The organism is Methanolobus vulcani (assembly GCF_006546655.1).
Classification (GTDB): Archaea; Halobacteriota; Methanosarcinia; order Methanosarcinales; family Methanosarcinaceae; genus Methanolobus; species Methanolobus vulcani_A.
The window spans coordinates 338,020-364,353 of the sequence record NZ_VIAQ01000006.1 but is presented as its reverse complement, the minus strand read 5'-3'; the positions used below and the strand labels follow the sequence as shown (position 1 = coordinate 364,353).

The following is a 26,334-nucleotide window of genomic DNA, read 5'->3' as shown; positions in this document are numbered from 1 at the left end:
TTGAGAGAATATTTCCTATTTGCACATAGTTGGTTAATTCCTTAATTTTTGTTTAGTAGTTATACACTACCGGTCAGAATTAACCGAACTGCCAAATCCAACGTCAGACAGAAAAAACTTCTGTCTCCACTTGTAAGGCGGTGATTGCAAGTGTTTTCGCGCAATTTGCGCGGACTCCTTCAAAGGTCACAATCGTATATATAGCTTTCGAACACGGGGTTCGAAGCCAAAGGATTGACCTTTGATCACACCTGCCATGATGAAATGAAAGTTATTACTTCATCGAATGATTCTCGCGAACAAATAATCTGATGCGGAAGCCGCATCATTGTGCTCGTCGCGAGCACCCCTACATAACAGGCTTACTATAAAAACGTTGCGGGGAAACGGAGAAAAATGGATTATTATCTAATCCATGAAACATATTTATAGATAAATTAATCTCCTTTGCGGAGAATATTTATAATATAAGTTACAAGGCGAAGTGATTATCATGAATTCAACCGTAGAACTGAGGGATCGCTTTTTACAGCGATAAACCGCTTATAGATAAACACAAGACTATTTTTGACACGACACTGCGCGACGGTGAACAAACCCCTGGCGTATCACTCACCAACGAACAAAAACTCAAGATTGCCCTTCAACTGGACAAACTTGGCGTTGACGTGATTGAAGCTGGTTTCCCGGTATCTTCGGAAGGCGAAAAGCAAAATGTAAGAGCCATAGCCAACGAAGGACTCAGTCTCGATATCTGTGGTCTTGCCCGCGTCCTTACCAAAGATCTGGATGCATGTATAGATTGTAACGTTGATATGATACACACATTCATATCCACATCTGACATCCAGAGGATACATACTATAAAGAAGAGCAGGGAAGAAGTTCTTTCAATGGCAGTCAACGCTGTAGACTACATTAAGGACCACGGTGCAAAATGTATGTTCTCAGCCATGGACGCCACAAGAACTGACCTTGACTACCTTATAGAAGTGTACAAAGCCGTAGAAGAAGCAGGCTGTGACATCATAAACGTACCCGACACAGTCGGAGTAATGTCACCATCCTCAATGTACGAGCTTATTAAGAGTATCAACAATGAAATAAACATACCCATTGACGTACACTGCCACAACGACTTCGGAATTGCAGTTGGAAACAGTCTTATGGCTGCTGAAGCAGGTGCAAGCCAGATACAAGTGACAGTAAACGGCATAGGAGAACGTGCAGGAAATGCAAATCTTGCTGAAGTCGTAATGTGCCTCCATTCCATATATGGAGCAAAGACGAACATCAAGACAGAATATCTCCTTGAAACTGCAAAAATGGTGGAGAACTACACCGGCATACACATGCCAGCAAACACACCTATAGTAGGAGATAACGCATTTGCACACGAATCCGGCATACACACCCATGGAGTGCTCGAGAAATCCGACACATTTGAGCCTGGTATAATGACACCTGAAATGGTTGGTCACAAGCGCCGCATAGTTCTTGGTAAACATGCAGGAAAGCATGCAGTCAAGAAATCCCTGGAAGATATGGGAATTGAGACAAACGAAGAACAACTGGATGAGATCCTTGCCAGGATAAAGGATATAGCCAACAGAGGCAAGCGTATCTGTGACGCAGACCTGCGCGCAGTCACATCTGCAGTCCTTGGAAAAAATCTTGGTAGTGAAACCATTGTCCTTAAAGAATTCTCTGTAATGACAGGTAACCTCACAACACCTACAGCAGTCGTCAGGGCTAAGATTGGTGATCAGGAGGCAGTCGCATCCAACTATGGAGTAGGACCAATAGATGCTGCTCTTAAAGCAGTAGAACTCATGATTGGCGAATACACCAAAGTAAAAGTGCGCGACTTCAGTCTTGAAGCCATCACAGGTGGAAGCGATGCTCTTGCAGAAGTGACAATCTCAGTCCAGGATGAAGAGGGACGTGTTGCCAGCGCACAATCTGCCAGCACAGACATTGCAACTGCGTCAGTTGACGCACTCATAACAGCCATAAACCTGCTTCTTGATAAGAAGAAGCTCTGGAGCATGGAATAACTGATTTTTTACTGAACCGTGAATTCACGGTTCAAAACCTTTTTTATTTCTATTCCCACACTCATATGCTATTAAAACAGAGCATATCCATAGTATCTATATAATGAACTCATAATCCTGAACAGATACACATGAACTACGAAGTTATAGATTCTCACTGTCATCTTGATTTTCCTAAATTTAACAAGGACAGACATGAGATGATAATGAGGGCAAAAGAAAGCGGAGTTGCATTAATGATCAACTCCGGCATAGATTACAAAACCAATGCTAATTCCCTTGAGCTTGCCAAAAAATATGATTTCATCCATGCAACCCTTGGTCTCAGTCCCCAGATGGTTCCTGAAACTAACGATGAAAAAATAAACCAGATACTTGCCCAGATGGAACGCAACGTTGACAAAGCCATTGGAATCGGTGAAGCTGGTCTTGACTTTTACTATTGCACCGATGAAGCAGGAAAACAAAAGCAAAAAGAAGTCTTTGAAAGAGTCATTGACATAGCAGACCAGTACAACAAAACCCTTGTAATACACGGCAGGGACGGGGAAGAACTTGCACTTGAGATGACAAGGGATCTTGACAGGGTTGTATTCCATTGCTACGGTGGCAGTATAGAGACAATGAAGGACATAGTTGATGCAGGCCACTATGTTTCAGTTCCCACCCTTGTATGCTTTTCAGAGCATCATAAAGAGATAGCAAAGAATCTGCCTCTTGAGAATATGCTAATTGAAACTGACAGCCCGTACCTCTCACCACGCAAAGGGCGCAACGAACCTGCTTTTGTCAAAGACTCGGTTCCTGTCATATCACAACTAAAAGGAATAGATGAAGCTGAAATCGCTAAGGCGACAATGCAAAATACCCGCAGGGCATTTGAGCTCTAAAATCGACTTTTCTGTACGGGAGAATGCACATGCAGGTCAAACATTTTATTATCGGACTTTATGACGCTAACTCATACCTCATTAACGGAAAAATACTGATAGATACCGGAATGAGCACAGATGGCCTTATTTCCGCCATCAAAGAGAACATTGACATCGAAGACCTTGAACTTATAATACTCACTCACTGCCACTACGACCACACAGCATCCGCACAGGCAATAGCAGACATTAGCGGTGCAAAAATAGCAATCCACAAGGACGATGAACCGCTCCTGAGCAATGATATAGTAAGTGCAGCAGCAATGTTTGGAAACAAGGCACCTGCAATTAAGCCTGACATGCTCCTGGAAGAAGGTGACAGGATACCCGTAGGAAATGGAAAAGAACTGGAAGTCATACACACACCAGGACACACACCGGGAGGAATCTGCCTCTATGAATCTAATTCAAAAAGCCTTTTTTCAGGTGACACAGTATTTCCCAACGGCAGCATAGGACGTACGGATTTCCAGGGCGGCAACCGTGATCAATTAACAGCTTCAATTAACAAGCTTGTAGAGCTGGATGTCAAAACACTTTATCCGGGACACGGTGAAGTAACCTCAAATGACGTCAACACACAGATACAACTCTCTCTGCGCATGTCTAAAAGCATGTTGCTCTAAGGATAAAATATGAAACATAAAAAAAATAAGAGTGGCAAGAATATCAAAAAGATGGACCCATCAAAGTTCCTGCCCATGAGCCTCGAAGAAGCAAAAAAGAAAGGATGGGATGAACTTGATGTCATAATTGTCACAGGTGATGCATATGTAGACCACCCCGGATTTGGAACCAGTATCATTGGCAGGGTTCTTGAAGATGCGGGCTACAGAGTAGGAGTTATTGCACAGCCAAAATGGGATGATGTTGAAGATTTCAAGAAACTTGGAAAACCACGCCTTTTCTTCGCCATAAGTGCAGGCAACACCGACTCCATGGTGAGTAACTACACACCATCCAAGAGACTCAGACACGATGACGCATATTCTCCCGACAATGAGGCAGGTTTACGCCCTAACCGTGCAGCCATTGTATACTCCAACCGCCTGAAAGAAGCCTATCCTGATACTCCAAGGATAATTGGAGGAATAGAAGCTTCTCTTCGCCGTTTCGCACAATACGATTACTGGTCTGACAAAGTGCGCCAGTCAATACTTGCAGACGCTCCTGCGGACATCATAATTTATGGCATGGGTGAACATCAGATAGTTGAGATTGCAGACCGGCTCAACAAAGGAATTCCTGTTTCAGATATCACGGATATTGACGGAACTGTCTGGAAAATGGATATCAAAACATGGAAAGAGAAAAAAGAAGATTTGCTTGAAACTCGTATAGAAATACCACCTTATGTTGAGGTTTCGAACAACAAGGAACTCTATGCAAGCACCTTCAAGACTGTTTACCATGAGCAGAACCACATCAATGGACATGCCATTATTCAAGTTCATCCAAAAACAGTTATTATACAGAATAAACCCATGCGTCCACTCACAACAGAAGAGCTGGACCACGTTTATGAACTTCCATTCACCAGAGAGACTCATCCATCATACGATAAACCAGTTCCTGCTCTAGACATGGTAAAATTTTCCATTAACACTCATAGAGGATGCTTCGGAGCATGTTCCTTCTGTGCCATTGCCCTGCACCAGGGAAGAATGATACGCAGCCGCAGTATGGAATCAATACTGAGAGAAGCGGAAGGTTTCACCAGTATAAAAGGATTCAAAGGCACTATAAACGGACTTGGTGGTCCGTCGGCCAATATGTATGGAATGGACTGCAAGAACTGGGAAGACAAAGGAGTATGCAAGGATAAAATCTGCATATATCCGAAAGCCTGTCCTTCACTTAACACCAGCCATAAGAAACTCATTGAACTTATGCGCAGACTCAGAGAACTTCCGGGAATCAAGAAAGTCTTTGTCGGGTATGGTGTACGCTATGACCTTGCACTGCTTGATGAAGAATACATGGAAGAACTGTGTGCCCATCATGTAAGCGGGCAATTGAAGGTTGCGCCTGAACATTATTGTGATAAAGTTACCGATGTCATGAAGAAAACTGACAGAGAAGTATTCGAGAGATTTGAAGAAAAATTCAAGGAAATAAATGAGAAACTTGGCAAGGACCAGTATCTTGTTGCTTTCCTGATGTCAAGTCATCCGGGATGTACTCTTAGTGACATGATAGAAACTGCCGAATACATCCGTGACACGGGACGCTATACCAGACAGGTTCAGGATTTCACCCCTACCCCTATGACAGCAGCAACATGCATGTTCCACACAGGGATCGATCCTTTCACCGGGAAGAAAATCTATGTGGCAACTTCCCAGAAAGATAAGAGTATACAGAGAGCAATGCTGCATTACCGGGAACCTGGAAACTATAATCTGGTGTATGAAGGATTGAAGCGTGCCAACAGGCTTGATCTTGTAGGTAATTCATGGAACTGCCTGATAAGCCGCAAGAAAGGAGGGAAGCGTGGATGGTAAAAAGAATTACCATTTCCGTTTCAAGATAAAATCGTTATCTTTTTAACATATATTAGTTACAGTACTTCATACGGATATTATTTTAAAAAAGATGGAAGTTATACTATGAAGTATAAGTTGTTGGTACCTATTTTTTTATTGATTATTATTCAGGCATCTGCCGTTCTGGCGAGCCCGGTAATAAGCATTGATGAGACTGTAACAGAGACTATGTTCTATTCTAAATCATACACTAATCCTGATAGCATAGAAGCGCATCAGATAGTAGTGTACAGCGAAGATGGGGAACATTCACAAATACATCTTAATTACAGACTTACTCCAAGAACAACTACAAGCCCGGATGGGAATTATAGTGTTTACAAAAAAGCACTTGATTCACAAGATGGAGTGGGAATAGAAGATTATGTAATAAATGATACAGTTGCCGAAACTGTGACAAATATCAAGAATATAATTACAATGAGCTATTATGGAGTTGCGTTTTCGCCTGACAGCAAGATGTACGCTGCACCGAGAATCGTTTTCTTTGAAGACTGCAGAAACGCCCAGTATGCTATCGATATCTGCTCTGTCCACAACAATACCCTGCTACACAGAGAATTGATACCTTACTACAAGGAAAATACCAAAGACACTCCTATGGATTGGGACAGGTCAACTGTCTATGAAGTTTACTGGTCAGAAGATGGCTCATCGATAGTGTATGAAGTTCTGGGAGCTGATATTGAAGGTGGAACATACCCCACATACTTTGTGAGTAAAAGACTTAACCTTGACTATGCAGAACTTCGAAAAATGAACGGATACGAGGACACAGAAATAGAATCTGTGCAGGAAGTCGTTGAAGAGCCTGCCAATGATGCTGAAAATAGTCTGCCTACTCCGGGATTTGGAGCTTTAGGAGCAGTGTTTGCCCTAGCATTGGGAAGGAAAATAAAGAGAGCATGAACTCATGCTCTTTGTCTATTTTTAAAAATACTAAACAATTTAGGGAAAAGAAAAAACTAAAATGGCTATTCCATAGCCATTTCAAGCAGGTCGATAACATCAAGTACATCAACCTTTGGATTGCCACGTTTGAGATTTGTGCGGCAAAGTGGGCATGCAGTTACCAGATAGTCAACATCCTTTGGAATCTCTTCAAGCCTGTTCTTTGAGAGCTCAAGTGAAAGCTCAGGATAGCCTTTAAGGACTCCTCCGCCTGCTCCGCAACATTTGGATTTTTCCCTGTTGCTCTTCATTTCTTCAAGATAGCAAACTGCTTTTATGAGCTGTCTGGGAGCATCGAATACACCATTGCACCTTCCAAGGTGACATGGGTCATGATAGGTAACCTTAAGGTCAAGTTTTTTCAGGTCCAGCTCAGCAAGGCGGTCTGCAAGGAACTCGGTCACATGGAGAACATTAAGTTCTTCCGGGAAATCATTCTTCAGGGTTGTATAACAGCCTGCACAACCTGTGATTACTGTATGAGCACCTATCTTTTTAATCTGCTCCAGATTCTTTGACATAAGCTCTGATGGATCTGAACCGGTTCTTAGAAGTGGAGAACCACAACAGACCTCTTCTTCAAGTACGGTTACTCCGAACTTTCTCAGGATGTCAAATGTTTTCTTTGTGATCTCAGGATAGCGGTAAGATGCAAGACAACCTGCAAAGAACACATAATCGGACTTCTCTGGAAGGTCATTTCTGGAATCTCCAAGCCATGCCATCCTGTCCTGTGATTCACCAAGAGGGTTTCCTTTTTCAAGAGCATCTGCACGTATCAGCTTCTGTGCATCTGTCATCTTACCCTGAAGCACAAGCTGATGCCTGATATTTTCGATGACTTTAACAGGAGATGCTCCGGATGGGCATATCTCTTCGCAAAGTCCACATGTAGTACAGGTATTGATACTATCCAGAACACCCTGATCAACTTCAAGTCCCTGGGAAATACCATGGGCTACAAGCATACGGCCACGTGAACCTGACGATTCCCAGCCATTCACGTCAAAAACCGGACATACTGCACGGCATGTACCACATCGTACACATTTCAGTATTGAACGCATATCCTCATCGTTCATTTTCAGACCCCCATTTTACCCGGGTTGAGAATACCCTTCGGATCCAGTGCGTTTTTAATCAATATCATTACATCAAGAGCTTTTCCAAGTTCAAGACCAAGATAAGGTGCCCTGGCACTGCCAACTCCATGCTCGGCGGTTACCGTTCCACCAATACCTATTGCAGTGCGATGAATCTTGTCGGCAGCCATGTTCAGCTTCTCCCATTCAGCATCGCTTAGCATATCTATGCACATTCCAGTATGAAGGTTCCCATCACCAATATGACCGTAGGTCATAATAGGAATCTTGAACTCTTCTGAAATCTCACGTACCTTATGCAGCATTCCAGGAAGTTCTTTTATCGGGACACCTATGTCCTCACCTACATAAACACGGGTGCGCAGAGGGTCCAGCCTTGAAACTGCTGCTCCTACAAGTCTTCTGGCAGCCCATATCTCATCCCTTTCCTTCTTGTCTGAAGCTGCCCTGATGCTTGTTGCAAGAGTGCTGCATGCATCCTTTATCATTTCTATTCCTTCACGAACTGTGTTCTCGGTTCCATCTACCTCGAACATCAGGATTGCACCCGCCTGTGGCAACCCGACGTGAGGGTCATAAGTGTTAATTGCATCTATGATGTTCCTGTCAAGAATTTCACATGCAGAAGGAACAATTCCTGAAGAGAGGACTTTTACTACTGCCTGACCTGCAAGTTCAGGATCTTCAAAGGAAGCAAGCAGTACAGAGCGCTCCTTTGGAAGTGCCCTGAGTCTCAGTGTTGCTTTTGTGATAATACCTAGCGTACCTTCAGAACCTACAAAAAGATCAGTAAGTGAATAACCTGCAACTGATTTTGATGCTTTGGAACCTGTATTTATCACAGTTCCATCTGCAAGGACAACTTCAAGTCCCAGCACATAGTTGCGGGTAGTACCGTATTTTACAGATCGCATTCCACTGCCGTTGTTTGCGATCAGTCCACCAAGTGTACACATTGCAGAACTTCCCGGATCAGGAGGGAAAAAGAGACCATAAGGTTCAAGCGCTTCATTCATTTTTTCCTGGACAATACCAGGTTCGATGGTTACCTGAAGATTGTCAAGGTCTGTTTCAAGTATCCTGTTCATGGATGACATATCAAGTACGATGCCACCTTCTACCGGAACAGCTCCTCCGGCAAGCCCTGTACCTGCACCTCTTGCAGTCACAGGAATCTCATTCTCATTTGCAAGCCTGACTATCTTTGATATCTGTTCAGTACTTGCAGGCCTGATGACAAAATCAGGCATGCCCCTTATCTGTGAGGCGTCACATGAATAACAATAAAGTTCTGCAGCAGACGCGGAAACATGTTCATCTCCGACTATTTCCTGCAGTTTTTTAAGTAAATCGGATTTTTGCATGGAATCGTTTTTTAAGTGGGATAGGATAATTTATAGTTTTTGGTGAAGGCAAACATTTACATCTGACTAAGCCTATTACACAGCAATGACACGATACTTTGAGGTACAGCAGCGGGACGGTGCTGCAAGGATAGGGAAATTCCTGTTGAAGGAAGATATCCGGACACCTTATATTATAGATACAAGAAACCTGAGTATGCCTGAAAGCCCGATAATAGACGGCGGTTCACTCTGGAAATATTCAAGTTTTGAAGAAGCTCAGGAACATCTCAGGGAAACGAGACAAAAAGCCGGAGAAGATTCTCTAATTATGCTTCCTCACCAGGACTTTACACCGGAAGCTCCACGGAATGTGACAATTAAAGTGGCTGAGAAAGCTGAGGAAATAAAAGACTCAGGTGCAACCGGAGCTATTTACATACCCGGAAAGCAGGTTAAAAAGCATGACCTCTACGTTTTAGAAGGTGCAGGGTGCTTTGAGAACAATGCAAGAACTTTTCTCAGTATTCTTTTAGAGATGAAAAAGGACATCGCTCCTGATACTGCAATTTATGCACCGAACATAGCCACTCCCGAAAATCTGGCAATGCTGATATACCTCGGAATCGATGTCTTTGACAATACTAAAGCAATAATTGCCGGATATAACGATATTTACCTCACAACCGCCGGACAATTCTATCTTGATTCACTTGCAGAGTTACCATGCAGATGCAGTGCATGCTCATCCACAAACCTTACAAGCCTCAGGGAAATGGACAAAAAGAGCCGTGCAGCAATTCTTGAAAAGCACAATATTAACGCCATGGAAGCAGAAGCAGCTCTAGTGAGGGAAAGGATACGTGCAGGAACCTTACGTGAATATATTGAAGGACAGTGCAGAATGCACACATGGCTTACGGCACTTATGAGACTTGCAGATGATGAGTATGACTTTGTGGAAAGCCAGAACGCCATTGCAAGGAAAAATACACTTGTAGCTACCTGCGGAGAATCACAGAACAGGGCAGAGGTAGTGAGATTTGCTAAAAGGATACAGGAAAGGTATACACCACCTGCTTCAGATGTACTTCTTCTATTGCCATGTTCTGCCAGGAAACCATATTCCACTTCCAACTCCCACTGGAAATTCATCAATGCTCTTGGTAAGAGCAGAAAATTTGTCCATGAAGTAATAATCACATCTCCACTTGGAATAGTCCCAAGGGAACTGGAACTAACATATCCTGCTGCCCATTATGATACTACTGTGACGGGGTACTGGGATGCAGAGGAAAAGGAATGGGTTGCATCCTGTCTTGAGAATTACCTTACACAGCACAAATACACAAGCATTGTTGCACATGTTGAGGATGCCTACCGTGTAATATGTGAGATCGTTGCAGAAAAGCTTGGTATAGATATAATATATACAAGTCTTGGAAACGTCTCATCGCCGGAATCATTAAGGAATCTCAGCAAAACAGTGTCTGAACTTTGTACCGGAAGAAAACGCGGACATGAGCAGACACAGAAAGACCTCATGAAAGCTGTTGCAGACTATCAGTTTGGTAAAGGGGCAGGAGAAATTCTTGTACCTGAAGGATCAACTGTCAAAGGACCATTCCCCAAACACCAGATATTTGCTGGGAAAAAACAGCTTATTACACTAATACCTCAATATGGAACACTGGCCATTACTATAGAAGGTGCAAAAGCCCTTCTTAAGCAGGGCAGATATACTGTTAAAATAGACGATTTTGTACCGCGTGGTTCTCTTCTGGCACCTGGTGTTGTTGATGCAGATCCGTTGATCAGGCCAAATGACGAGGTAATAATCATCGGAGAAAAAGCAATTGCAGTTGGAAGAGCAAATATGAACGGAGATGAGATGAAAAGATCAAATAGAGGAGTTGCAGTTGATCTGCGCCACGTGAAAAAACTCGAATAACAGTGATTTCAGATGTTAGTAATAAGGAAGTTTGAACCATCGGATTTCGAAGAGGTTCTAGAGATAGAGTCACAAGCTTTCTCAGAACACAATCCCTTCCTTTATATGAACTTCTATGAAATGAACAGTGAAGGGTTCCTTGTTGCAGAATACAACGGTTACATAGCAGGATTTGTTGTAGGATATAAGCTATCTGAAACCGAAGGGCGTATCTTTTCTCTTGCCGTGAGAGAGGGATTCAGGAGTATGGGCATCGGTTCCCGGCTTATGGATGCTATCCTTTCGGTGTTTATCTGCAAGCTTCTAACATTTGCGAGTCTGGAAGTAAGAATTACAAATACAAGAGCTCAGGACTTTTACAAGCGTAAGGATTTTGTGGCCTGCTGGGTACAACACGGATATTATTCAGATGGAGAGGATGGCATCATTATGAAAAAGCGCCTGACACCATCTATTTCATTATCCCTTTAAATGGAAATTAAAAGAAGAGATGCCTTAGTTAGTATTTACTAACTGGCCGCTTGCTTTCATAGCAAGCTCATGCATTCTTTCAGATGTCCTTCCAATTCCTGAAGTATCATCCTGGGAAAGAGCTTCTGCAATATCGTTACCAAGAACGAATATTGCGTGTTTGTGCTCTGCCTTGCTCCTGTGAACATGCAGAGGACTTATGGATAGTGAATCATACTCCGTAAAGGGAGTATCCACTCCCATGTGTTCAAAGTGCCTTCTAATCTGTGCCATCAATGTGTGCAACTGTATTAACTCATCTTTATGCATACCAACCAACCTGATTTGAAAATTAATTATTTGCTGTTATTTTGTGCACTGTATAAAAATAATACACCAAAACTAGTTGGTAAATTGACTAATAAAGCCATTTCCCCCGGAAACGGGTTCCGCACAAATTACATATAAGATTTTCGTATTTATTTCAATGATTAAACATGATAAATTACAAAAACACACGTAAATAAAACAAGAACAATTGATGATAAAATCAATAATTCATTAAAAATATATAGATACTGTGCGCGAGCACAGTATACCAAACTTATAATGAAGTAGCGGTAAGAACCTTTACAGAAGCCGGCCTTTTAGACACACTACCGACTTTTGCACCTATAAGACGTTCTATACCCTTGTCGGCAGCAATATCAAGGATTCTTTGGGTGACTACACCATCAAACACAACGGTTTTTACTTCACTCTCATAATCCTTAAGAGTACTTACAAGATCCCTGACAGCAGTCTCATTAACAACATTATCCTTTCCATCAAGGAAACGTGCACTAAAAGTGCCTATCAGGTCATTTGCATGATTCTTAAACCTCTTGTTTTCCGGAGAGGCTGGTACCTTTGCTTTAGGAGCTTCAACCTTCTTTTCAGTATCTCTTCTGACCTCACGTGACTGCTGGTCCCTTGGCCCCTTCTTCCTGTTATCCCTTCCACGGGTATCCCTTGGAGTTCTTTTTACAGCAGGAGTAGCAACACGCTTCACATCAGAAGCAGGTGCGGAAGCAGGAGTAGATCTTCTATCCTTGCGTTTAGACAAACGTTGTCCACGTCCATTGTCCTCTGATGGGCCCTGATCTTTGACAAGATATTTATCAATTACCTGCTCAACAGGAACCTTCTGCCTGAGTGACCTGACAATCTCTTTCTGGACAAGGTCCTCGACACTCTTTCCGTCAGGTGCCCTTGCAATATAGTCAATATTAGCAACCTGAACAAGTTCCTTGATAATAAGTTCTCCTCCACGATCACCGTCAGTGAAAGCAGTCACAGTATCCTTTTTCTTTGTGAATTCTGCAACTTCAGGAGGAACATTTGTACCACCAACACAAATGGTATTCTTAATACCGTATTTCAAAAGGTTAAGAACATCAGCACGGCCCTCAACTACAATAATAGCATCGGAATCAATCACTGTAGGACCACAGGGAATTTTATTCTTACCATAGTACTGCATTTCCTCGACCCTTACAGACTGACGCACTTCATCAGCTATCTCCTGGGACTCCGGAAGGTTCTCATCGAACATACCCTTAAAAATGAACTTAGCCCTCTCAATGATCTGCTGGCGCTTGGTAGCCCTAACATCCTCTATATGAGTAACCTCTATCTTTGCACTGCATGGACCAACTCTGTCTATAGTCTCAAGTGAAGCTGCAAGGATTGAAGTCTCAACCTTGTCAAGACTTGAAGGAATAAGAATAGTACCCCTGGTCTTTCCATTTTTGGCACCGACAACGACCTCGATCCTTCCAATCCTTCCTGTCTTCTGAAGATCGCGAAGGTCAAGATCAGAGCCAAGAAGTCCCTCGGTCTGACCAAAGATAGCACCTACTATATCCGGGCGTTCTATTATTCCATCTGCGTTAATTTTTGAATGAATTATATATTTTGTAGTATCTGCATTTTGCATATGATAATCTCCGAATTTGTGATGATGACACCGGAACAATTCGGAATACAAAATAGAAAAGTTGCAATGACTGCCAAAGTCATCTTATCAAAGGCTTGAATAATGACCCTGATAAAACGAACAAAACTCCAATTTCAATGAATAAAAATGAAGAGTTCTACTTAATCTGAACCAACGCCAAGCTAATAACAGCAGTAGCGTTTGTACCATGCAACGTATGCATATGCTACTGGAACTGTTTCATGGCATAGTCAATAAGCAGTATTTCCAAATCCCTCATTGAATACCTGTAGCTTTTGACCTGTAAGCACTTTATGATGTTATGAATACCTTTTCGGTAGATGATTCTTTTTGAATCGTAGTGATTACGAATAACTAAACTATATTTGTATTATTGAAAGATACCCTTGTTCACAGTATCTATATTATCTCGAACATGTAGGCATATAATCATGACTACATTAAGTAATAGATTTCAAACTCTTATAAACTTATGGGTCGACATTTTTCAGGATTTGCTGGACATGTCAAACTGGAAACACAAATTATTTTGACTACAGAATTACGATTATTCCTGAGGGAACATAGTTAATATTCATGCGAGCTTATAAAACAGCATGCCCGGAGAAAAGAAAAATGGAAAAATAATAATCATTGGTGGAGGAGCGGTAGGAATGGCTGTTGCAACAAGTCTCACGCGCCACAGTGATTATTCAATAACTGTATTTTCTGCAGATGTGCATACGGCCTACAGCCAGTGTGGAATGCCTTTTGTCATTAGTGGCGAAATAAAAGATTTTAAGACACTCATTAGAAGAGATGAAAAATTCTTAAAAGGAATAGGTATTGATCTGCATCTTGGGACAAGAATCGATTCAATAAATACCAAAGAATCTACAGTGGTATCAGGCGCAGAGGAATATCATTATGATAAATTAGTGATTGCAACCGGAAGCAAAACCAAAATACCATCCGATATTCCCGGCACCAGGCTTGGAAATGTTTTCACGCTCAGAACACTTTCTGACGCTATCAAAATAGAAGAAGCAGTCAAAAATGCATCCTCCGTTGTTATTATTGGCGGCGGTTCCATTGGTGCTGAACTGGCAGCAGCGATTGTAAGAAGAAATGTAAATACCACACTTTTAAGCAGAAGCTCTTCAATACTTTCCCACAATGTAGACCCCGACATGGCTGAAGCTGTACAGGAACATCTGGAATCCATGGGAGTGAATGTTATCACAGGATACGTCCCCTCTGCACTGAACGGTGAAGAGAACGTCAGCTCTGTAACAATTGGTACCACTGATTTCCCTGCAGACCTTGTAATATTCTCCACTGGAGTTGAACCGGAAAATGAACTTGCAATAAACGCAGGGATTGACATCGGCCCTACCGGAGGCATAATAGTTGACGAGTATCTCCACCCATCAATGTCAGGAGCTTTCCATCCTGACATCTACTGCGGCGGAGAATGTGTAGAGGTCCTTGACCACATAACCGGAAAGCCGATGTTAAGCCAGGTAGCAAGCAACGCAAGAAGAATGGCTGGAACAATAACAAAGAACCTTACATCAAAGCCTGTGAGATTTGATCCTATACTGAATCCCTGGGTTGCAGTCATAGGAAACATACAAGTCGGAACTACAGGAATCACATCAAAAAAAGCGGCAGAGAATGATATAAAAATAGTAACAGGGCTTGCGACCGGCTCAACAAGGGCTGAATATTATCCGGGAGGAAGCAAGCTTTTCATCAAACTCATATTCAGCGATGAATATCTTGTAGGAGCGCAGGTGGTTGGAGGAGAAGGTGTTAAGGAGCGCATCGATGCCCTCACACTCGCCATCAAAAAGAGAACAACTGTTCATGAGCTTGCAAATATAGAAACCTGCTACGCTCCTCCGGTTTCCACGCTGCAGGACCCCACAGGTTTTGCTGCAAAGGGTGCACTTAAAAAAATGAGAAAAAAAGCATGATAGAAATAGACGGTTCATACGGGGAAGGCGGCGGTCAGATTCTCAGGACAGCCGTATCTCTTTCTGCAATTATCGGAGAGGACATCCATGTAACGAATATACGCCGTAACCGTCCAAAAGAAGGCTTAAAACCCCAGCATCTCACGTCCATTAAAACCGCTGCAATGTTATGCGATGCCGATATCAAGGGATTCTTCCCCGGCTCAACTGATATATACTTTTCTCCATCGGAAATAAAGGGGGTAAATGATACTATTTCCATCGGAACTGCCGGTAGCATCCCTCTTCTTGTGCAAACGATCATGCCTATGGCTATTTTTGCAAAAGACAAGACTAAACTACGCATATCCGGCGGAACTGACGTTTCATGGTCTCCTTCCATAGATTACCTCAAGGAAGTGACATTAAAAGCACTGAGAATTATGGGATATCAGGCAGACATAACCCTCATTGAACGCGGATACTATCCAAAAGGTGGAGGAATTGCAGAAATTGAAATTACTCCTTCCATATTAAGAGGATTCTATCACCCAGATGAAAACAAAAGTGAGAATAATATTATTCACGGGGTCTCACACTGCTCAAGGTTGCCTGAGCATGTTGCAAAAAGACAGGCTGAATCTGCAATGAAGATACTTAATGAAATTGGTAAAGAAGCTGAGATTGACATTACTTCAGATAAATTCAGATCTACCGGAAGCGGCATCACTTTGTGGTCTGGACTTGCTGGCTCTGTCAGTATAGGCAAAAGAGGACTTCCTGCTGAAAAAGTAGGGGAATATGCAGCAAAGGAGATGCTTGATGAGCTATTATCCGGAGCTGAAGTTGATGTACATCTTGCCGACCAGTTGATTCCCTATATGGGACTTGCGGGAGAAGGCTCGTTCACAGTAAGGGAAGTTTCAAATCACTGCCTTACAAATATGCATATAACTGAGAAAATGCTTGATGTCAGATTTGGCATCAACTACGGAAAAGAGAAAAAAGGGCCTTTAGAGATTACCGTGGAATGATATCATTCCGCGGATTCTACAACACTGATGTACTCCGGAGGAATTCCTCTTGCAAGAACAATGTCAGTGTTTACAGAAACTATGTCAACTCCATCCTGCTGCGCTGTTTCTGCATCAATTTCAAGTATCACGGGATTGTCAGTATGGACTGAAGCAGCTTCTTTTGCCTTGTCAAATGAAGTGCTCAGGTGCACATAACATTGCCTGATAGGATAGATTCCATTATCAAGGAGCATATCCGCTTCTTCCGGGCTCACGCCGTAATACAAATAAGAAAGATCATTTTCGGGGTACTCTGATATCAGGTCTACTTCTACTGAGTGACCATATCTTGCCCTGATAAAACCGTCATCTATTTCGTAGCGCCCTTTCCTGTCAGACTCAACAAGAGATATGAGACGCTCCATTGTACCCCACTTATAACGCTTTTTCATAACATCGCAGAGCTGGTTAAGTTCAACCCATCCCTGCGGATCCATTTCAATACCCACGTCTTCAGGGAAGTGTCTAAGCGCACCGGAAATGAATCTACCAAGCCTTTCTTCCCGATCATCATCCAGCACATAACGTCCTTCTTCTCCACAATCAGGGCAACTTTCTCCCCTGAAATAGCCATGCTCTTTACATTTACGGATCATGATATCTTGCAAATACATCTCATAATTAATATAAGTTATTAAAATAACGCAAGAACTACTCAAGTCTCTTAAAAAGATGAGAAAGATCTCATTTTTAAAAACATGAGAAATCAAAACAAGTTTGAAGATTTACAGAGGTTTTCGTTACATTAATTTATCTGAAGGAACACTTAGACTAGTTTAAAATAAAAGAATGGATATTTAAAAGATAATAGACTACCTTAATGAAATTTCCATATCATTTTATTCATTTTCAGGGTATTATCATGGACGAGATAAACGATATATATGAAAAACTCGGTGGCGTCATCAGCAAAGATGACTTTACACGCAAGGTGGAAGAAAAAGTAGAACAGATGAGCGGACTCTGTGACACCAGAACTGCCGCAATGCTGGTCGCACATGACCTTGGTGTCAGTGACACAGGCGCAGAGCAGCAAATACAGAAGATATCAGGCATTACTCCAAACAGCGGGAATGTAAAGCTCATAGCCAAAGTAATGACCGTTTACCCTGCAAAGGAATTCAACAGGAATGATGGTACAGTTGGCAGGGTTGCAAATCTCATTGTTGCCGATGAAACCGGTTCCATACGCCTCACATTATGGGATGACAGGGCAGATCTTGTAAAAAGCGGCGAGATAGAGATCGGCCAGACATTCCAGATTGCGGGATATGTAAAAGAAGGATATTCCGGTGTGGAGGTAAATGTCGGCAACAACGGAGTTTTCTGTGAAAGCGATGAAAAGATCGAAGCCCGTATCGAGTCCAGGCAGATCAAAGATATCACTAATGGTATGGGTGATATCAACATCCGTGCCAGAGTACTTGACATTTCTGACATCAGGACATTCAACAAAAGAGATGGTGGCACAGGTAAGGTTGCAAACCTGCTCATCGGGGATGAAACCGGAAAAATAAGAGTTACGCTCTGGGATGAACTTACAGATTTCACACAGCAGATAGAAATCGATGACTCTGTTGAGATTATCAATGCCTATGCAAGAGAGAATAACTTCAACCAGCAGGTTGAAATGCAGGTTGGCAACCGTGGAACTATCAAGAAAATAGAAGAGGAAGTGGAATTCAAGGAAAGCTTTACCCCAATCTCTGACATAATTCCAGGTGAATCATATTCTATCTCAGGGCAGGTTTCAGGTCTTGGAGAGATAAGGGAATTCAACCGTGACGATGGCACTGTGAACATGGTATCTAATATCTACGTGTCAGATGACACTGGCAGAATACGTATTGCACTCTGGGGAGACCATGCGCTCCTTGTTGATGAGCTTGATATCGATACAAATATTGAGATAATCGATGCGTATTCAAAGTCGGGATTCAATGATGAGATCGAGCTCAGTGCAGGAAACCGCACAAGAATTAATGTTCGTTGATAACTTCAAATAAACTTGCTTCCGGATAACTGTAAAAGTTTACCCGGAACTACACTTTTTTTAAAACGCTAGCAATTGGAGTATTTTATAATCAATATTGTATAGCATGTTTTAGACATGACAGGGCACGAACATCTATATATACAATAAAAGTCCACATTTATTTAGTGGACTATAGGTAATTGATTCCTTTAATCCAGGATTCAGGAGCACGTCTTATGGTCTTGAATGTTCATGATAACATGGAAACCGATGTCTCTATAATGGAGATCGAAAATGAGATGTCGGTCAGGGAAATAATGTCAAAGGATACCTTTGGCATTGATACCAATGCCAGTGTTCTCGATGTTGCGAACAAAATGGCAGAAAATGGTACTGGCAGCATTATCGTTACAGAAAATGGTGACAGCATCGGTATCATTACTGAGCATGACATTCTGGTAAAGACCGTAGCAAAGAATGTGCTGCCCTCTGAGATGACAGCTGGAAAGATAATGTCATCCCCTATCATAGCAACAAAGCCTACGACAAATATAATCGAGGCTGCTGAAATGATGGTCAAGTCTGAAATCAGAAGGCTTGCTGTGATGGAAGGAGATAAAATAGTGGGAATGATAACGGACAGAGATATACTAGCCATAGCTCCGGGTCTGAACACTATTCTGGAAGAAATGATCGAACTGCATCATGAGAACAACATACATCAGGAACCCGAACTCGAACGTGGCATTTGCCAGCGTTGCGGAGCTCTGGTAGACAGCCTGACCAATGTTAACGGATTGATGCTTTGCGAAGACTGCAAAGAGGAAGAAGGTTACTATGACTAGTTCAGACTGGTCAACTGATAAAGGACACTTCAAGTTGGTGAAACAAATGTCTGTCCCGATATATCCTAAACGAAGAAATGTATCGATCTTCAAAGCAACACCTGTGTTTCGGCCGGGGAAAATAATTAGTTCCTGGTATTTCGTGTTAGCTGGACTAACTGTTACTTCAGACAGGCACAGAATATTACCTGTATTTTGAGAAGAAATTCGCTATATCAGCAGGTAAGATATCGTTAACCAAGAGTTTGGAATGTCTTTCGCAAAACATCTGCACATTATTATTGAATGCTGCCAGTAATTTTGCGATGTTAAGGAGCACAGTGGTTTAATTGGAAATAAAATATCAGGTCGTAGAACCAGGGAGAATACTCCCATCCTATATAAGAGACCAAAAAACACAATACTCCAGAGCTGAAGCTATGCCTTTGGTAATTATAAACAGCGTACATGAAAATGTTGCTGTATCAGTTGACGCTAATTATTGATCAGGAGGTGGAGAAGAAAACCCGATACCAGCGGGAATACCACTTAAGGTGGTAATCAAAAACAATGGGCTTATTCCTTTCGGAAAAGACCATATTTAGGGCAGAGTTGAGAACAAGGAGCAATAAAGGCCAAAGAAAGGGCTGTGCTCTTTGCAGAATAGAAATAAGAAATATCCTGCAGGTCTGAACAATTGAGGTTCAGACTTTCAATAAGGAGGAACAACATGAATGTGAAAGACATTATGAGTTCACCGGTATACACCATTGCACCGGAAGAAACCGTAGCACATGCAAGAAAGCTTATGCTTAAGCATAAGATTAGCACCCTTGTGGTAGCTAATAAGGAAGAGATGGTCGGTATTGTCACAAAGACAGACATCGGAAAGAGGCTTGCACAGGCCGAACCAATGTGGAGAAGGAGACCAATTGACAAAATACCGGTGAGCATGGTGATGCAAGAGGACCCTATTACGATTTATCCTGGAGCTACACCCGCCCAGGCATGTGAACTCATGATAGATAATGGAATAAACTCACTTGCTGTTGTGAACAGAGAAGTGCTTGGAATAGTTACAGGAACGGACATTATGAGGTATTACTCCGAGCAGGATATTAAAGCCAAGGTTTCAGAAGTAATAACAGATGATATTGTGTTCGTTCACAGGCACCACACAATAAACCATGTGATCCATGAAATGGAAGAAAACCAGACCAATTTCGTCATTGTAAATGATGATGCTGACGAAGCGGTTGGAATGATCACAACAGCCAGCGTGGCATTCAACCTGATGTCTGATAACGAGGGAAATCTTCCATCAAAGAACATTAAAATGACAAGACGCTCAACACCTGCAGGAGTGAAAGAGTATCGCTATGTAAAGGAAGTGCCTCTTGTTGCAGAAGATATTATGACAGAACTTCCTCATATAATCGACACAAATAACAAGGCAACAAATGCAGCAAAGATAATGCTCTCAGAGCATACAATTGCCCTTCCGGTCTCTAATGGAGGGAACATTGTCGGACTCATTAGCAGACGTGACATAATAAGGGCAGTACAGCAAGAATAAAGCAGACCATGGAAACAGAACAAAGAAGAGGAATTGATATGGAAGTTAAGGAAATTATGGCAGAGCCGGTAGCTGTAGATAAGTCAGATACTATTTCCCATGCACTTGACATTATGGACAAGAAGGGAACAAGACGTCTTCTGGTAAAACACGATGGAAACCTGCTTGGGATACTCACAATGAGAAACCTTACAAAGGAACTCGGAACACGTAAGAAGGGAACAAAACCTGCTTCATCCCTGCATGTTGCAACCGCTGTATCCGATAATTTCGTAAAGGTACTCCCGGAAACAAAAGTCACCGACGCTATAACTCTCCTCGTAAAGAACGGGGGAGTAGTTGTTGTGGTTGAGAATGACCAGATAGTAGGATGGGTGACACCTAACGAGATACTTAAGAATAACAATTTCAGCGGATTTGCCGGAGAGATTATGCAGAAGAATCCGATTGTTGCAGGGCCTGCAGACCGTGTTATTCACGTAAGGAGAGTAATGCTGGACAACGACATAGGAAGAGTTCCAATTGTAGAAGGAGACAAACTTGTAGGAATTGTAACTGAAAAGGATATTGCAAAGGCAATGCGTTCTTTCCGTGACCTTGTGGAAGGAAGTAAGCAGGAATCCCGAATCAAGAACCTCATTGTTGAAGACATCATGAAGATGGGTGTTAAGACCGTTTATACCAATACGGCTACAAATGATGCGGTCAAAATGATGCTCGATGAGAATTTTGGAGGAGTTCCGGTAGTCAATCTGGAAGGACACATGGTAGGACTTATCACCAGAAGGAGTATAATCCAGGGAATGGCAGAATAATAACCCGGGAGTTTGGTGATGAAAAACTGCGAAAGAACTGAACTGGATATTGAAAAGGCGGCAGAGTTCCTGGAACTCCCGCCTTCTAAGGTTTCAGAACTTATTGAAAAAGGAAACCTTAAGCGCAATTGGGATGAATACTACGACATTTACAGGTTTCAAGGGCATGCACCCCATATGGAAGATGGAACAGTACTCATCGACCACCATGGAAACTTTGAACTGGTGCGTGGTTTCCCAAAGATTAAAAGAGCAATGCTCCTTGAGTCGGCTGTGCTGAATAATTTTCGGGATATTCCTTCGGTTGCAGTTGAAGAGAAAATGAACGGATATAATGTCCGTGTTATAGAATTCAGAGGAAAGCTCATTGCTTTTACCCGCAGCGGTCATGTGTGTCCTTATTCTACTGAACGCGTGCAGAATTTTTTGAAACCGGATTTTTTCAGGGAACATCCTGACCTTGTATTATATGGAGAAATGACAGGGCCTGAAAATCCGTATGTCCAGAAAGAAATCTATGGAATCGAATCACTGGATTTCTTTGTCTTTGACATACGTTACAAGAATACAGGCGAAGCTCTGCCGGTTCATCAACGAAGAGAACTTGCTGATGAATATGGATTCAACCAGGCTAGGCTCTTTGGAGATTTCAGCATCAATAGCGCCTATTCCAGGATAACGGAAATTATCAGGGAACTTGGAAAAGAAGGACGGGAAGGAGTTGTTATCAAAGATCCAGCAATGGTATTGCAACCAGTAAAATACACGTGTTCCGAAAGTAATTGTTCTGATCTTAGGCAGGCATTTAAATTCTACAATGAAGCCGGAAGAGATTACCTGTACTCAAGAGTCATACGCGAAGGTTTCCAGTCACATGAATGGGCGGAAAGTGAAGATGAATTCAGAGAAAGGTGTCTTAGACTTGGGGAAAGCATACTTCGCCCTATGAAGAAAACTATCGAACAGGTAGAGAGTGGAGAGAGAATATCCGATGAATTCCGTATTCGTGTAAAGGACAGGGAGACTATTTTCAAATTCAGAGACTACCTTGACAGGTTCGGACTCTATATTGACCTGGGTGAAATTGAGAGAATTGGGGACGAATATGTGGCTGAAATCAGAAAAATGAATAAAAGCACAAATGATAAGACAGTTGCAATGCTAGAAGGTCAGTTGTGGTCATGAAAAAGACATATATCTGAATAGATTAATTCGTAAACCACAACAAAGGTGCCTATATGACAAAGATTGCTATCATCGGAAGTGAGAAAAGCGGTAAGACCACTCTTGCCGGAAAACTTGGAAAGAAAGGAAACGTTACTGACGTAACAATGTACGATTATGCCAAGAACGACAGCATACTCACAACCATTGATGCCACCGGCTATCCGGTATCTGTTAAACCTCTTATCACAGCACTTAATCTCTCAGACATTGCACTGTTATGCATTCCTCCTGAAGGACTTGACCCACAGGCAGCAGAATGTATCATTGCACTTGACCTTATGCAATACAAACATGGTATTGTAGTTCTCACAAAGGCAGATGCCACATATCCATTTGCTGTTGACGAGCTGAAAGCCAAGCTTCAGAACATTACAAAGGGAACAGCACTTGAGAACTGGGATTATATGTCAATTTCCACAACTTCCTTTGAAGGAATGGAAGAACTCAAAGCGCTCATTTTTGAGATCGGTGCTAAAGTTGACGAGGAACAAAGGGAACTTGATGGGCTTAGCCCCAGAATAATGATAGACCAGTCTTTCAACGTGACAGGTATCGGTTGTGTTGTTCTGGGTGTTGTGGACCAGGGAACTATCAATATCAAAGATAAAATGATTGCATACCCCACAAAAAAAGAACTTGAGATCAGGTCAATTCAGATGCATGATGTTGACGTAAAATCTGCTCCTACTGGTGCCAGGGTAGGACTTGCACTGAAAGGCATCCAGTCCAAAGACATTGACAGGGGATTTGTAGTCTCAAAGGAAGAGACAGTTGCAACAGACTTTGTGCTAAGTTGCAGAGTTTCACCTCTTGCAAAGTCATTTAATGCAAATGATATGTTACATCTTTACGTGGGACTCCAGTCCTCACCTGTAAGAATTGTGGAAATCACTGAAGGTGGAAACACAGTTGAAACCGCAAATCCTGGAAAGGAATACACATTAAAACTTGAGGGAACAAAGGAAATTTCCTATACTAAAACTGATAGGTTCATCCTTTCTAACCTGGATGAAAAACAAAGGTTCATTGCCTACGGGCATGAACAATAAATTTTTTCGAATATATTACTTCTTTTTAGGTGTCAGATGCTTTGGCCCTTCCAAGAATGATGGTCTTTCCACAACTTTAGCTCTTTCTACATTGCCGGGAAGATCCACAAGCGTGGGCTGGCTTGTCATGTCTGATGAACCGGAAAATGAATAATCGACATTATTATAGCCGGACTTGATATTGGAAACGGTGGACTCAGCTGTGGTTCTTTCAATGGTGATATTTGCAGGAGCTTCTGGTTCCACCTTACTGCTTCCCATTCTGGAAAGTCCGGATTTTGTATCACGGTCTTTTGCCTTGGAACCCTCTTCTTTTCCATTATCATAATATTCTTTTACAAAATCCCGGAGACCATACTGATCGGCATAGCTATATAGCTGAACCAACTTCTCGCGGACCCATCCTATTTCTGAATGCCGATGGTAGCCTACTTCAAAACCTAGCCTTCGTGAAGCATCTGCAAGCTGGACTTTTCCGTCATGAGGAAGGTCTTTCTTCTCAGCATCCTGTTTTTTGAATATCCTTACCATAACAGACAACCGTCATTCAAGATAGCCTTCTACTTTCAATCCTTTTTCCGAAAAAGAAACACTTCTCATATTACAATCATGCTTTGTTCCACGCATCTTGATTACCTGTACAGCACGGGTCATAGTCCTGTCATAAAGGAAATTATGCATGAAAATAACACCATGTGCAGCGAACTGTTCTGTAGAATAGGCAGTCGGATCAGTCATTTCAGAAAGAATCAGTGTAGTACAACCTAATTTCTTGAGATTGCGTATGAACCTGCTCATTTCTTTTTCCTGAAGCGATAGGTCCCTTGTTGTGAAACGGATAGCTGACATTGAATCAATAACAAGCCTTTTCACATCATATTCTGAGACATACGCAGCTATTTCTTTAAATACAATTGAAGGAGAAGGAGCCTCACTCTCAATTGAACTTGTCCCTACATCATAATCTGTGGTTATGAACTCGTTTACTTCATCCATATAACCATATTCCATACGAGGACCAAGATCTGCAAACAAGAGCTTTTTCATCTTGATCAGACCGGCAACGTTCATGTCGTAATTTGACATGTCATTGATAATGTTCTGCGGAGATTCCAGCAGAGTCACATAGAGTCCGACTTCCCCGGCACTTGCACCGCTGGCAAGGAACTGAGTCCCAAAAGTTGTTTTTCCACTTCCGGGAGGGCCACTAAGTACGTAAACCCTCTCTGTAAGCAAACCGCCCTGTACAAGGTCATCAAAACCCTCTATTCCTGTAGGTATTCGCATCTATATACTTCCCAAACGTAATGAATAGTAATATACTAGTATAGTAATATAGTAATACAATTATATAATACATAAAGTATTTCAATGCATCGATTATTTAAAAACTGGTAAAAGTGCTGCACATGAGAAGTGAAGGAAACAAAAACATGAACAAGTTCAGTATCGGTGCAAAGGATATCGTATGGACATGCAAAGTATTTCTGTTATCTGCATTTTCTGCATTCGTCCTTGCCATGATAGCTTATGTCCTGACATTCATTTTTGCAGAACATGAACCTGTGAGCGAAGTTATCATGAACACCGCTTCTGCTGCAACCTCGAAAGTTGAAGTGACCTCGAATTACATTAACCCCATGTGGGCGATATTTTTCTTTAACAGTATTGCAGCGTGTTGTGCAGTTATCGGTACAGGTCTTTTCATGATGGTGCACAAACTATTGATAGGTGATATTGCCATGAGACCGAAGAACAGGTATTATGCCGGTCTTTCAATTCTCATGGAAAAAACAATGATGCCTATTTACAGATTACTTATTCGTATTGCATCGGCACTTGACCCCGACATGTCACAAATAAAAAATGAGAACAATGAAAATGCAGGCACCATCTGGCAGTATTGCGGATATGGAAAATACGAATATCGTATGTTCTCATATATGCTCCCTTACACAGTCCCTCTTTTGATACTGATAGTAAATGGAATGCTTATGGGAATTCTACTTGCATTCTTTACGTTCAACGGAGCATTAACTGGCTTTGAATTATTTGGTGAAAAAGGAATCATTATTGGATTGTTCTATAATATTGTCTACTTCAGTATCTCAATAATACCTCATGGAATCATAGAAATCCCAACAATTCTTGTGGCAGCAGCAGTTGGATATCATTTTGCGTATAGCCAGGCACATGATGTTATCAGAAACAAATTTTTTACCGGTGATGAAATCGAGAGCCTTCTGACCGATTCCGGGCACATTTTTAAAACAACAAAAGATTACCTTCTTTCAGCATATACATGGAAAATGGTAGTGCTGATTATTCTGACACTTCTTCTTGCAGCTTATATCGAGACCTATGTCACACTTGGAATTGTGGATAAAGTGATGATGATAATTGATGGAAGTCTTGAACCATTTCTTGCCTGATTTGTCACGATTTATATTTTATAGGTATAAAATTAGGTATTTATATTTGGTTTTACAAATTACACCATAGAACATTTAATATGGTGGTAAA

The 26,334-nt window shown here is 41.9% G+C and carries 24 protein-coding genes; 16 read left to right on the top strand and 8 right to left on the bottom strand.

Annotation, left to right across the window (positions count from 1 at the left end; all coding sequences use genetic code 11):
* Window positions 1–545 precede the first annotated feature (545 nt).
* The 5 genes from FKV42_RS02235 (at window position 546) to FKV42_RS02215 (ending at window position 6,444) form a co-directional block, all read left to right on the top strand.
* Entirely contained in the window at window positions 546–2,057 is a 1,512-nt protein-coding gene (locus FKV42_RS02235; protein WP_154808597.1) for a 2-isopropylmalate synthase, read from the top strand.
* Between the two features lie 131 nt (window positions 2,058–2,188).
* Complete coding sequence (locus FKV42_RS02230) at window positions 2,189–2,947, top strand: TatD family hydrolase (RefSeq protein WP_154808596.1); 759 nt, start codon at window positions 2,189–2,191, stop codon at window positions 2,945–2,947.
* 29 nt (window positions 2,948–2,976) lie between these two features.
* Window positions 2,977–3,615 (top strand): MBL fold metallo-hydrolase, encoded by a 639-nt coding sequence (locus FKV42_RS02225; protein ID WP_154808595.1) that lies wholly within the window; start codon window positions 2,977–2,979, stop codon window positions 3,613–3,615.
* 75 nt (window positions 3,616–3,690) lie between these two features.
* Complete coding sequence (locus FKV42_RS02220) at window positions 3,691–5,493, top strand: YgiQ family radical SAM protein (RefSeq protein WP_230375412.1); 1,803 nt, start codon at window positions 3,691–3,693, stop codon at window positions 5,491–5,493.
* Window positions 5,494–5,598: 105 nt separating this feature from the next.
* A complete protein-coding gene (locus FKV42_RS02215) occupies window positions 5,599–6,444 on the top strand; it encodes a hypothetical protein (RefSeq protein WP_154808593.1) in 846 nt (281 codons plus the stop codon).
* A gap of 65 nt (window positions 6,445–6,509) precedes the next feature.
* Here FKV42_RS02215 and FKV42_RS02210 read toward each other — a convergent pair whose 3' ends face one another.
* Together FKV42_RS02210 and FKV42_RS02205 are read right to left on the bottom strand one after the other, a co-directional pair.
* On the bottom strand, window positions 6,510–7,568 hold the full coding sequence (locus FKV42_RS02210) for a (Fe-S)-binding protein (RefSeq protein ID WP_154808592.1): 1,059 nt from the start codon (window positions 7,566–7,568) through the stop codon (window positions 6,510–6,512).
* Between the two features lie 2 nt (window positions 7,569–7,570).
* Entirely contained in the window at window positions 7,571–8,953 is a 1,383-nt protein-coding gene (locus FKV42_RS02205; RefSeq protein ID WP_154808591.1) for an FAD-binding oxidoreductase, read from the bottom strand.
* 85 nt (window positions 8,954–9,038) lie between these two features.
* Between FKV42_RS02205 and arcS the strand changes: the two genes are divergently transcribed.
* Together arcS and FKV42_RS02195 are read left to right on the top strand one after the other, a co-directional pair.
* Window positions 9,039–10,883, top strand: coding sequence for an archaeosine synthase subunit alpha (gene arcS, locus FKV42_RS02200; RefSeq protein ID WP_154808590.1), 1,845 nt, complete (start codon window positions 9,039–9,041; stop codon window positions 10,881–10,883).
* A 12-nt stretch (window positions 10,884–10,895) separates the two neighbouring features.
* Window positions 10,896–11,354, top strand: a complete 459-nt coding sequence (locus FKV42_RS02195; RefSeq protein ID WP_154808589.1) for a GNAT family N-acetyltransferase — start codon at window positions 10,896–10,898, stop codon at window positions 11,352–11,354.
* A gap of 24 nt (window positions 11,355–11,378) precedes the next feature.
* Here FKV42_RS02195 and FKV42_RS02190 read toward each other — a convergent pair whose 3' ends face one another.
* Window positions 11,379–11,663 carry a UPF0058 family protein gene (locus FKV42_RS02190; protein ID WP_154808588.1) on the bottom strand — a complete coding sequence of 95 codons (285 nt, stop codon included), beginning with the start codon at window positions 11,661–11,663 and terminating at the stop codon, window positions 11,379–11,381.
* Window positions 11,664–11,937: 274 nt separating this feature from the next.
* The gene (dnaG, locus tag FKV42_RS02185; protein ID WP_154808587.1) at window positions 11,938–13,311 is read right to left on the bottom strand and encodes a DNA primase DnaG; all 1,374 of its coding nucleotides are present in this window, start codon (window positions 13,309–13,311) and stop codon (window positions 11,938–11,940) included.
* A gap of 617 nt (window positions 13,312–13,928) precedes the next feature.
* Between dnaG and FKV42_RS02180 the strand changes: the two genes are divergently transcribed.
* Entirely contained in the window at window positions 13,929–15,290 is a 1,362-nt protein-coding gene (locus FKV42_RS02180) for an FAD-dependent oxidoreductase (protein WP_154808586.1), read from the top strand.
* Complete coding sequence (rtcA, locus tag FKV42_RS02175) at window positions 15,287–16,303, top strand: RNA 3'-terminal phosphate cyclase (RefSeq protein ID WP_154808585.1); 1,017 nt, start codon at window positions 15,287–15,289, stop codon at window positions 16,301–16,303. Before FKV42_RS02180 ends, rtcA begins: the two co-directional genes overlap by 4 nt.
* A 2-nt stretch (window positions 16,304–16,305) precedes the next feature.
* On the opposite strand, the gene FKV42_RS02170 is transcribed toward rtcA, so the two are convergent.
* Window positions 16,306–16,941 carry an RNA 2'-phosphotransferase gene (locus tag FKV42_RS02170; protein WP_154808584.1) on the bottom strand — a complete coding sequence of 212 codons (636 nt, stop codon included), beginning with the start codon at window positions 16,939–16,941 and terminating at the stop codon, window positions 16,306–16,308.
* 266 nt (window positions 16,942–17,207) lie between these two features.
* On the opposite strand from FKV42_RS02170, the gene FKV42_RS02165 reads away from it, so the two are divergent.
* A complete protein-coding gene (locus FKV42_RS02165) occupies window positions 17,208–18,338 on the top strand; it encodes an OB-fold nucleic acid binding domain-containing protein (RefSeq protein WP_154808583.1) in 1,131 nt (376 codons plus the stop codon).
* A gap of 218 nt (window positions 18,339–18,556) precedes the next feature.
* The gene (locus FKV42_RS02160; RefSeq protein ID WP_154808582.1) at window positions 18,557–19,165 is read left to right on the top strand and encodes a CBS domain-containing protein; all 609 of its coding nucleotides are present in this window, start codon (window positions 18,557–18,559) and stop codon (window positions 19,163–19,165) included.
* 555 nt (window positions 19,166–19,720) lie between these two features.
* Here the strand turns inward: FKV42_RS02160 and FKV42_RS02155 are convergent.
* The gene (locus tag FKV42_RS02155) at window positions 19,721–19,891 is read right to left on the bottom strand and encodes a hypothetical protein (RefSeq protein WP_154808581.1); all 171 of its coding nucleotides are present in this window, start codon (window positions 19,889–19,891) and stop codon (window positions 19,721–19,723) included.
* On the opposite strand from FKV42_RS02155, the gene FKV42_RS02150 reads away from it, so the two are divergent.
* From FKV42_RS02150 to FKV42_RS02135, 4 genes are read left to right on the top strand one after another with little or no spacing between them, the layout of a single operon-like run.
* Window positions 19,875–20,720, top strand: a complete 846-nt coding sequence (locus FKV42_RS02150; RefSeq protein WP_154808580.1) for a CBS domain-containing protein — start codon at window positions 19,875–19,877, stop codon at window positions 20,718–20,720. The two genes, FKV42_RS02155 and FKV42_RS02150, sit on opposite strands and share 17 nt — an antisense overlap.
* Window positions 20,721–20,758: 38 nt before the next feature.
* Window positions 20,759–21,535 (top strand): CBS domain-containing protein, encoded by a 777-nt coding sequence (locus tag FKV42_RS02145; RefSeq protein WP_154808579.1) that lies wholly within the window; start codon window positions 20,759–20,761, stop codon window positions 21,533–21,535.
* 18 nt (window positions 21,536–21,553) lie between these two features.
* Complete coding sequence (locus FKV42_RS02140) at window positions 21,554–22,720, top strand: RNA ligase (RefSeq protein WP_154808578.1); 1,167 nt, start codon at window positions 21,554–21,556, stop codon at window positions 22,718–22,720.
* A 53-nt stretch (window positions 22,721–22,773) separates the two neighbouring features.
* Window positions 22,774–23,811 carry an EF-Tu/IF-2/RF-3 family GTPase gene (locus FKV42_RS02135; RefSeq protein WP_154808577.1) on the top strand — a complete coding sequence of 346 codons (1,038 nt, stop codon included), beginning with the start codon at window positions 22,774–22,776 and terminating at the stop codon, window positions 23,809–23,811.
* A 15-nt stretch (window positions 23,812–23,826) separates the two neighbouring features.
* Here the strand turns inward: FKV42_RS02135 and FKV42_RS02130 are convergent, their stop codons facing one another.
* Both FKV42_RS02130 and FKV42_RS02125 read right to left on the bottom strand, forming a co-directional pair.
* On the bottom strand, window positions 23,827–24,342 hold the full coding sequence (locus tag FKV42_RS02130) for a hypothetical protein (RefSeq protein WP_154808576.1): 516 nt from the start codon (window positions 24,340–24,342) through the stop codon (window positions 23,827–23,829).
* Window positions 24,343–24,354: 12 nt separating this feature from the next.
* The gene (locus FKV42_RS02125) at window positions 24,355–25,098 is read right to left on the bottom strand and encodes an RAD55 family ATPase (protein WP_154808575.1); all 744 of its coding nucleotides are present in this window, start codon (window positions 25,096–25,098) and stop codon (window positions 24,355–24,357) included.
* A 122-nt stretch (window positions 25,099–25,220) separates the two neighbouring features.
* Here FKV42_RS02125 and FKV42_RS02120 point away from each other — a divergent pair, with 122 nt between their 5' ends.
* The gene (locus FKV42_RS02120) at window positions 25,221–26,243 is read left to right on the top strand and encodes a stage II sporulation protein M (RefSeq protein ID WP_154808574.1); all 1,023 of its coding nucleotides are present in this window, start codon (window positions 25,221–25,223) and stop codon (window positions 26,241–26,243) included.
* Window positions 26,244–26,334: the final 91 nt, after the last annotated feature.

Excerpts from the sequence above, each read along its gene's own strand:
- FKV42_RS02215 (WP_154808593.1), top strand. The coding sequence starts at position 5,599 with ATGAAGTATAAGTTGTTGGTACCTATTTTTTTATTGATTATTATTCAG.
- FKV42_RS02130 (WP_154808576.1), bottom strand. The coding sequence starts at position 24,342 with ATGGTAAGGATATTCAAAAAACAGGATGCTGAGAAGAAAGACCTTCCT.
- rtcA (WP_154808585.1), top strand. The coding sequence starts at position 15,287 with ATGATAGAAATAGACGGTTCATACGGGGAAGGCGGCGGTCAGATTCTC.
- FKV42_RS02220 (WP_230375412.1), top strand. The coding sequence starts at position 3,691 with ATGAGCCTCGAAGAAGCAAAAAAGAAAGGATGGGATGAACTTGATGTC.
- FKV42_RS02195 (WP_154808589.1), top strand. The coding sequence starts at position 10,896 with ATGTTAGTAATAAGGAAGTTTGAACCATCGGATTTCGAAGAGGTTCTA.
- arcS (WP_154808590.1), top strand. The coding sequence starts at position 9,039 with ATGACACGATACTTTGAGGTACAGCAGCGGGACGGTGCTGCAAGGATA.
- FKV42_RS02125 (WP_154808575.1), bottom strand. The coding sequence starts at position 25,098 with ATGCGAATACCTACAGGAATAGAGGGTTTTGATGACCTTGTACAGGGC.
- FKV42_RS02225 (WP_154808595.1), top strand. The coding sequence starts at position 2,977 with ATGCAGGTCAAACATTTTATTATCGGACTTTATGACGCTAACTCATAC.
- FKV42_RS02120 (WP_154808574.1), top strand. The coding sequence starts at position 25,221 with ATGAGAAGTGAAGGAAACAAAAACATGAACAAGTTCAGTATCGGTGCA.
- FKV42_RS02170 (WP_154808584.1), bottom strand. The coding sequence starts at position 16,941 with ATGATCCGTAAATGTAAAGAGCATGGCTATTTCAGGGGAGAAAGTTGC.
- dnaG (WP_154808587.1), bottom strand. The coding sequence starts at position 13,311 with ATGCAAAATGCAGATACTACAAAATATATAATTCATTCAAAAATTAAC.
- FKV42_RS02205 (WP_154808591.1), bottom strand. The coding sequence starts at position 8,953 with ATGCAAAAATCCGATTTACTTAAAAAACTGCAGGAAATAGTCGGAGAT.
- FKV42_RS02210 (WP_154808592.1), bottom strand. The coding sequence starts at position 7,568 with ATGAACGATGAGGATATGCGTTCAATACTGAAATGTGTACGATGTGGT.
- FKV42_RS02135 (WP_154808577.1), top strand. The coding sequence starts at position 22,774 with ATGACAAAGATTGCTATCATCGGAAGTGAGAAAAGCGGTAAGACCACT.
- FKV42_RS02150 (WP_154808580.1), top strand. The coding sequence starts at position 19,875 with ATGAATGTGAAAGACATTATGAGTTCACCGGTATACACCATTGCACCG.
- FKV42_RS02180 (WP_154808586.1), top strand. The coding sequence starts at position 13,929 with ATGCCCGGAGAAAAGAAAAATGGAAAAATAATAATCATTGGTGGAGGA.
- FKV42_RS02165 (WP_154808583.1), top strand. The coding sequence starts at position 17,208 with ATGGACGAGATAAACGATATATATGAAAAACTCGGTGGCGTCATCAGC.
- FKV42_RS02140 (WP_154808578.1), top strand. The coding sequence starts at position 21,554 with ATGAAAAACTGCGAAAGAACTGAACTGGATATTGAAAAGGCGGCAGAG.
- FKV42_RS02145 (WP_154808579.1), top strand. The coding sequence starts at position 20,759 with ATGGAAGTTAAGGAAATTATGGCAGAGCCGGTAGCTGTAGATAAGTCA.
- FKV42_RS02160 (WP_154808582.1), top strand. The coding sequence starts at position 18,557 with ATGGTCTTGAATGTTCATGATAACATGGAAACCGATGTCTCTATAATG.
- FKV42_RS02230 (WP_154808596.1), top strand. The coding sequence starts at position 2,189 with ATGAACTACGAAGTTATAGATTCTCACTGTCATCTTGATTTTCCTAAA.
- FKV42_RS02190 (WP_154808588.1), bottom strand. The coding sequence starts at position 11,663 with ATGCATAAAGATGAGTTAATACAGTTGCACACATTGATGGCACAGATT.
- FKV42_RS02155 (WP_154808581.1), bottom strand. The coding sequence starts at position 19,891 with ATGTCTTTCACATTCATGTTGTTCCTCCTTATTGAAAGTCTGAACCTC.